The organism is Photobacterium sanguinicancri (genome assembly GCF_002265265.1).
GTDB classification, from domain to species: domain Bacteria; phylum Pseudomonadota; class Gammaproteobacteria; order Enterobacterales; family Vibrionaceae; genus Photobacterium; species Photobacterium sanguinicancri.
The window spans coordinates 20928-27772 of sequence record NZ_NOIF01000048.1; the positions used below are offsets into that span (position 1 = coordinate 20928).

5 protein-coding genes are annotated in these 6845 nt (G+C 43.4%); 4 read left to right on the forward strand and 1 reads right to left on the reverse strand.

Annotated features, from left to right (window positions below):
* Positions 1–37 precede the first annotated feature (37 nt).
* A complete protein-coding gene (gene nagE, locus ASV53_RS09720) occupies positions 38–1528 on the reverse strand; it encodes an N-acetylglucosamine-specific PTS transporter subunit IIBC (protein WP_094956956.1) in 1491 nt (496 codons plus the stop codon).
* 254 nt (positions 1529–1782) lie between these two features.
* Between nagE and nagB the strand changes: the two genes are divergently transcribed.
* The 4 genes from nagB to ASV53_RS09740 all read left to right on the forward strand — a co-directional run bounded on the left by nagB (position 1783) and on the right by ASV53_RS09740 (position 6718).
* The gene (gene nagB, locus ASV53_RS09725; RefSeq protein ID WP_094956957.1) at positions 1783–2583 is read left to right on the forward strand and encodes a glucosamine-6-phosphate deaminase; all 801 of its coding nucleotides are present in this window, start codon (positions 1783–1785) and stop codon (positions 2581–2583) included.
* A 13-nt stretch (positions 2584–2596) separates the two neighbouring features.
* Positions 2597–3733 carry an N-acetylglucosamine-6-phosphate deacetylase gene (nagA, locus tag ASV53_RS09730; RefSeq protein ID WP_094956958.1) on the forward strand — a complete coding sequence of 379 codons (1137 nt, stop codon included), beginning with the start codon at positions 2597–2599 and terminating at the stop codon, positions 3731–3733.
* 3 nt (positions 3734–3736) lie between these two features.
* Complete coding sequence (gene nagC, locus ASV53_RS09735; RefSeq protein ID WP_062689878.1) at positions 3737–4951, forward strand: DNA-binding transcriptional regulator NagC; 1215 nt, start codon at positions 3737–3739, stop codon at positions 4949–4951.
* Positions 4952–5128: 177 nt separating this feature from the next.
* Complete coding sequence (locus tag ASV53_RS09740; protein WP_062689876.1) at positions 5129–6718, forward strand: cation:proton antiporter domain-containing protein; 1590 nt, start codon at positions 5129–5131, stop codon at positions 6716–6718.
* Positions 6719–6845 lie beyond the last annotated feature (127 nt).

Genomic DNA, 6845 nt, shown 5'->3' on the forward strand with positions numbered 1-6845 from the left:
CGATAACAATTAACACTTACTTAGCTGTTTGAAGAGACTAAGGCAGTTTTACTGCAGATAGGTCTTCAGATGCTGGGATTTTTTTCATTTCGCCAGCAACGATTTCAGCTAGTGGGCCAAGGATAACTTGTAGGTTGTTTGAACCTAGTTTAACCACACCCATTGCACCTAGTGCTTTCAATGTTTTTTCGTTCGCAAGGCTACTGTCTTTAAGAGTAAGACGTAGACGTGTGATACAAGCATCGATGTTTTCTAGGTTACCGTGACCGCCAAGCGCTTTAAGGTATTGCTTAGCAAGTTCACCTGTTTCTTTAGAGCCAGTTACACCAGATTCTTCTACATCATCATCTTCACGACCAGGCGTCTTAAGATTGAACTTAACGATAACTGTGCGGAAGATAGTGTAGTAAAGACCGAAGAATACAACGCCCTGTACGATTAGCATGTACCAGTTAACTGCTAGTGGGTTACGAGTAGATAGAACCATATCTACTAAACCTGCAGAGAAACCGAAGCCAGCAATCCACTGCATAGATGCAGCGATGTATACAGATAGACCAGCAAGTGCTGCGTGAACTACGTATAGTGCAGGCGCTAGGAACATGAATGCGAATTCTAGCGGCTCTGTAACACCCGTGAAGAATGATGCGAAACCTGCAGCGATCATGATAGATGCCACTTTTTCTTTATTCTTCGCTTTAGCTGTGTGGTACATCGCAAGTGCAGCACCAGGTAGACCAAACATCATGATTGGGAAGAAACCAGCTTGGTACATACCTGTAACACCTACAGTTGCCGTACCTTCAGCGATAGATTTCGCGCCACCAAGGAAGTTAGGAATATCGTTAATACCCGCTACGTCAAACCAGAATACTGAGTTAAGTGCGTGGTGAAGACCAACAGGAATCAATAGACGGTTGAAGAATGCGTAAAGACCAGCACCTACCTCACCCATACCTTGAATTGTTTCACCGAAGCTTACTAGACCACCGTATACAGCAGGCCAGACGTACATCAGAACGAAAGCAATAAAGATACCAGCGAAAGACGTTAGGATAGGAACCAAACGCTTACCAGAGAAGAATGCTAGTGCTTTGTGAAGCTCTACAGCAGAGAAACGGTTGTAGATTTCAGCAGAAGTGATACCAACAAGGATACCTACGAATTGGTTATTGATTTTACCAAACGCGGCAGGAACTGCACTTGGGTCAATACCTTGAATTTGTGCAACAGCGCCCGGAGAAAGCAGCGTTGTAACAACTAAGAAGCCAACAAAACCAGAAAGTGCAGCTGCACCGTCTTTATCTTTAGACATGCCGTACGCAACACCAATTGCGAAGAGTACAGACATATTGTCGATAATAGCGGCACCAGCTTTAATCAAAAACGCTGCTAGTGCACTGTTACCGCCCCAAGCTACTGGGTCAATCCAGTAACCAATACCCATTAAGATTGCTGCGGCAGGCAATGTGGCGACTGGCACCATCAATGCTTTACCTACTTTTTGAAAATATCCAAGAATATTCACCCTTAGTTCCCCCTATGGTTTCTTAGATGTAATTTAGATAACTTATTTTGCTATCCGATTTAGTCCTTTGCAGTTTAAGAAATTAATTTCGCCCCGCAAATTAAAAGGTCATCATTTGTGATCTTTATCACCTGTAGAGACAAGATCTAGGCGATTTTGCTAGCTCGATCATAAAACTTATTTTATCATTCGAAACAAAGGCAAGAAGCCGTTAATATTTTTACCGTATTATCAATCTTGAATGAGGTGTCACTGTGAGACTAATCCCGCTTAATAACGCTAAAGATGTAGGTTTGTGGTCAGCACGCCATATCGCTGATTCTATTAACAAATTTCAGCCAACTGCGGAGCGTCCATTTGTTCTTGGTCTGCCAACTGGTGGCACGCCATTAACCACTTACAAGCGTTTAATTGAACTTTATGAAGCCGGCGAAGTAAGTTTCAAGCATGTTGTTACCTTCAACATGGATGAATACATTGGCATTTCAGCGGATCACCCTGAATCATACCGTAGCTTTATGTATGGTAACTTCTTCAATCACATTGATATTCAAGAAGAAAATATCAATCTTCTTAACGGTAATACAGATAACCACGAAGCAGAATGCCAACGTTACGAAGACAAAATTAAGTCTTACGGACGCATCAACCTATTCATGGGTGGCGTGGGTAACGACGGTCACATTGCTTTTAACGAGCCAGCATCGTCACTTTCTTCTCGTACTCGCATCAAAACATTGACCCAAGATACTCGTATTGCTAACTCTCGTTTCTTCGATGGCGATATCGAGCAAGTGCCTAAATACGCACTAACGATTGGTGTAGGTACACTACTTGATTCAGCTGAAATCATGATTCTGGTTACAGGCCACAACAAAGCACAAGCACTACAAGCTGCTGTTGAAGGCTCTGTAAATCACTTGTGGACAGTATCAGCACTGCAACTTCACCCTAAATCACTGATTGTTTGTGATGAAGCTGCAACACAAGAGCTAAAAGTGAAGACAGTAAACTACTTCCAAGAACTTGAAGCTGAAAATATCAAAAACCTTTAATAAGGAACTGTTCATGTACGCGCTTACCAATTGCCGCATTTTTACCGGTAGCGATGTGCTGAATAACCACGCCGTCATCATTGACGGCGTGAACATTCATGCCGTATGCCCTGTTACCGAACTTCCTCAAGATATCAAAACCCTTGATTTAGATGGCGCTGAACTCACGCCAGGTTTTATCGATCTACAACTGAATGGTTGTGGTGGCGTAATGCTTAACGATGAAATCAACGCAGATACTATTCATACCATGCACCTTGCGAACCTGAAATCAGGTTGTACTAGCTTTTTACCAACACTGATCACCTCATCAGATGCAGACATGAAAGCCGCTATTGCTGCAGAACGTGAATACCAGAGCAAATACAATAACCATTCTTTAGGCTTGCACCTTGAAGGTCCATACCTAAACGTTATGAAGAAAGGCATTCACAGTGTTGATCATATTCGTCGTTCTGATGATGACATGATCCAAACTATCTGTGATAACGCAGATGTCGTAACGAAAGTAACTCTTGCCCCTGAACAAAATTCGCACGAGCACATCGAGCAATTAGTTGAAGCTGGTATTGTTGTTTCAGCGGGCCACACCAATGCTACGTATGTTGAAGCACGCCGAGGCTTTGCATCTGGCATTACTTTTGCCACTCACCTATTCAATGCAATGACCCCTATCGCTGGCCGTGAACCAGGGATGGTAGGTGCCATTTACGATACACCTGAAGTCTATACGGGTATTATTGCTGATGGTTTCCATGTTGATTATGCCAACATCCGTATGGCGCATCGCATGAAAGGTGAGAAGCTCGTACTGGTCACCGACGCAACTGCACCTGCAGGAGCAGACATGGATCACTTTATTTTTGTCGGTAAGAAAGTATATTATCGTGATGGCAAGTGTGTTGATGAAAATGGCACACTTGGCGGCTCGGCACTGACAATGATTGAAGCAGTAGCAAATAGTGTCGAGCATGCAGGTATCGCCCTGGACGAAGCGATTCGTATGGCTACTCTGTATCCTGCACGCGCTATTGGTGTGGATAACAAACTGGGTGCCATCAAAAAAGGCATGGTTGCTAACCTGACTATTTTTGATCGTCAATTCAATGTTCGGGCGACTGTTGTTAACGGTGAATACGAGCAGAACTAAACTATGACAGGCGGACAAATTGGTAATGTAGATCTAGTAAAGCAGCTGAACAGCGCTGCTGTATATAGACTGATCGACTTACAAGGCCCTATTTCACGGATTCAGGTTGCAGACGTAAGTCAACTTGCTCCCGCAAGTGTTACTAAAATTACCCGCCAGTTACTTGAGCGTGGCCTTATAAAAGAGGTCGCGCAACAAGCATCGACAGGTGGTCGACGTGCTATTTCGCTGACAACGGAGTCAGCTGCTTTTCACTCAATTGCTATCCGACTAGGGCGTGATTTAATTGAGTTAACGCTATACGACTTAAGCGGTAAATATATCGCAGGTATGGCGACACAATTCCATTACGAAACCCAAGATGCGCTACTTTCAGGCTTAATGAAGCACATTCATCAGTTTATTGCTGATAATGAAGCTGTTATGAAGGAATTAGTCGCGTTTGGTATCACACTTCCGGGCCTTATCGACCCTGAAAAAGGCATTATTGAATATATGCCTAACATTGAAGTCGATAAATTCCCACTCGCAGGTATCATCACTGAAACCTTTGGTGTTTCTTGTTTTGTCGGTAATGATATTCGCGGACTCGCACTGGCTGAACACTACTTTGGTGCAAGTCGTGACTGTAAAGACTCAATCTTAGTTAGTGTCCATCACGGTACTGGCGCAGGTATTATTGTTAATGGCCAAGTCTTTCTTGGTTTTAATCGTAATGTAGGTGAGATTGGTCATATTCAAATCGACCCACTCGGTGACAAATGCCAATGTGGTAACTTTGGTTGCCTTGAAACAGTCGCATCTGATCCTGCTGTTATTGCCCAAGTACAAAAACTACTCGACCAGGGTTATTCAAGCAGCTTACAAGAGCTTGAAGACATCACCATGCTCGCGATTTGTGAAGCTGCCAATAAAGGCGACGAGCTTGCTAGCCAAGCGTTAATTAAGGTCGGAAATCAGCTGGGTAAAGCACTCGCGATGACCATTAACTTATTTAATCCACAAAAAATTGTCTTAGCAGGGAATATTACTCAAGCTAAAGATGTGGTCTTACCCGCTATTCGTCGCTGCATTGAAACGCAATCACTATCAACGTTCCATAAAGACTTGCCGATAGTGCCATCAGAGCTTGTTTCGCACCCTACCATTGGCGCTTTTTCAATGATTAAACGCGCAATGCTAAATGGTGTGTTATTACAACGTCTACTGGAAGATTAAGAGCAGCAACAAGTAGAGTGGTTAACGTTTATTAAACCCACCTTAACCACATCACTACACTAAGACTCTTAATTTGTAACAGTTATTTAAGGGCCATACGTCACCAGACGTATGGCCCTTGTGTTATATTCTCGTGCAATATTTTGCGTTCAAGAGAGAAGGAGCATCACCCCCACCATGGAACTCGTTTTTATTATCACCGCCTTCATTGCGGGTTTTATTGCAATGCAATGCAAACTCCCTCCTCTCGTCGGCTTCCTTGTCGCTGGATTTGGGCTAAGCAGCATGGGAGTGCAAAGCACTGACACTCTCTCCATGCTGGCTGATCTTGGTGTTACCCTACTTCTCTTTACTATCGGCTTAAAGTTAGATGTTAAAACCCTGCTGACCAAAGAAATTTGGGGGGGCGCAACACTCCATAACCTACTATCAACCGGGTTATTTACCCTTGCCTTACTCGGTTTAAAACAACTCGGTTTAGGCATGCTCGCTGATTTAAGCCTTGCCCATCTAGCACTTCTTGGTTTTTCGCTTTCTTTTTCAAGTACCGTTTTTGCGATTAAAGCCCTGCAAGATAAAGGTGAGTTGAATGCAACATACGGCACCTTAGCCATTGGTATTCTGGTTATGCAGGATATCTTCGCCGTGCTGTTCTTAACTATATCAACGGGTAAGATCCCTGAGATCACTGCACTAGGGCTATTTGCACTCCCTTTCTTGCGTCCGCTTATGTTTCGTATTTTGGACAAAGCAGGGCACGGTGAAATGCTGGTGTTGTATTCAATCTTCTTGGCGTTAGTAGCAGGTGCTGGACTCTTTGAGCTTGTTGGCTTAAAAGCAGACCTTGGCGCGCTGATTCTAGGTATGATGCTTGCGGCGCATCCGAAAGCTTCGGAGATGTCCAAATCACTCTTCAATCTGAAAGAGCTGCTCCTCGTATGCTTCTTCCTTAATATTGGTTTATCGGAAGCCCCAACTTTAGATGGCGCAATTATGGCTGTCATCTTATTGCTCTTACTACCCATCAAAGGGATTCTGTATTACCTCATTTTCCACCTATTCCGTTACCGTGTACGCACATCGTTACTTGGTACATTAACCCTATTCAACTACAGTGAATTTGGCTTAATTGTGAGTGGTTTAGCTTATAAATTAGGCTGGCTACCAGGTAGCTTCTTGGTCGCGATTGCGATGACCGTCTCTATCTCGTTTTTGATAGCAGCCCCACTCAACAGCATTGGCCACAAACTGTATAACGATACTTCAAAATGGCTTAAAGAATATGATGCAGATCTACTTAACCCAAGCGATAAGCTGATTGATTTTGGTCAAGCAAGGGTACTCATTTTAGGTATGGGTCGTATCGGTAGTGGTGCTTATGACGAATTAGTAGAACGTTATGGTAATAAAGTCATTGGCATTGAAACACGAGAGGAGTCAGTGGATGATCACCTTCTTGTGGGTCGCAACGTTTTACATGGCGATGCCACTGACCCAGATTTTTGGGCGCGGGTGATCGGCAGCCATCAGATCTCGTTAGTCTTACTTGCCATGCCAAACAGCCACGCTAACAGTTTTGCGATGGAGCAAATCAATACGCTGAACTACAAAGGAAAAGTTGCTGCTATTGCAAAATATGCCGATGAGATGGAAGAATTAGAAAATTTAGGCATTGATGCAGCCTTCAATATTTATCACGAAGCTGGCCGCGGTTTTGCTCGCCATGTATACGAAGAGCTTGATATCGATCTTAAGCAACGCACATAGACTCTATGTTCGAATAATGCATATTTTCACACGGTTGCTTCGGCAACCGTTTTTTTTGCTCAAAAAAACACTCAATATAGATATAATTCACTTAAAAGCAAAATAACTGAATATTATTCAACTAGGG

Coding starts and splice junctions, on each gene's coding strand:
- nagA (WP_094956958.1), top strand. CDS start 2,597: ATGTACGCGCTTACCAATTGCCGCATTTTTACCGGTAGCGATGTGCTG.
- nagC (WP_062689878.1), top strand. CDS start 3,737: ATGACAGGCGGACAAATTGGTAATGTAGATCTAGTAAAGCAGCTGAAC.
- ASV53_RS09740 (WP_062689876.1), top strand. CDS start 5,129: ATGGAACTCGTTTTTATTATCACCGCCTTCATTGCGGGTTTTATTGCA.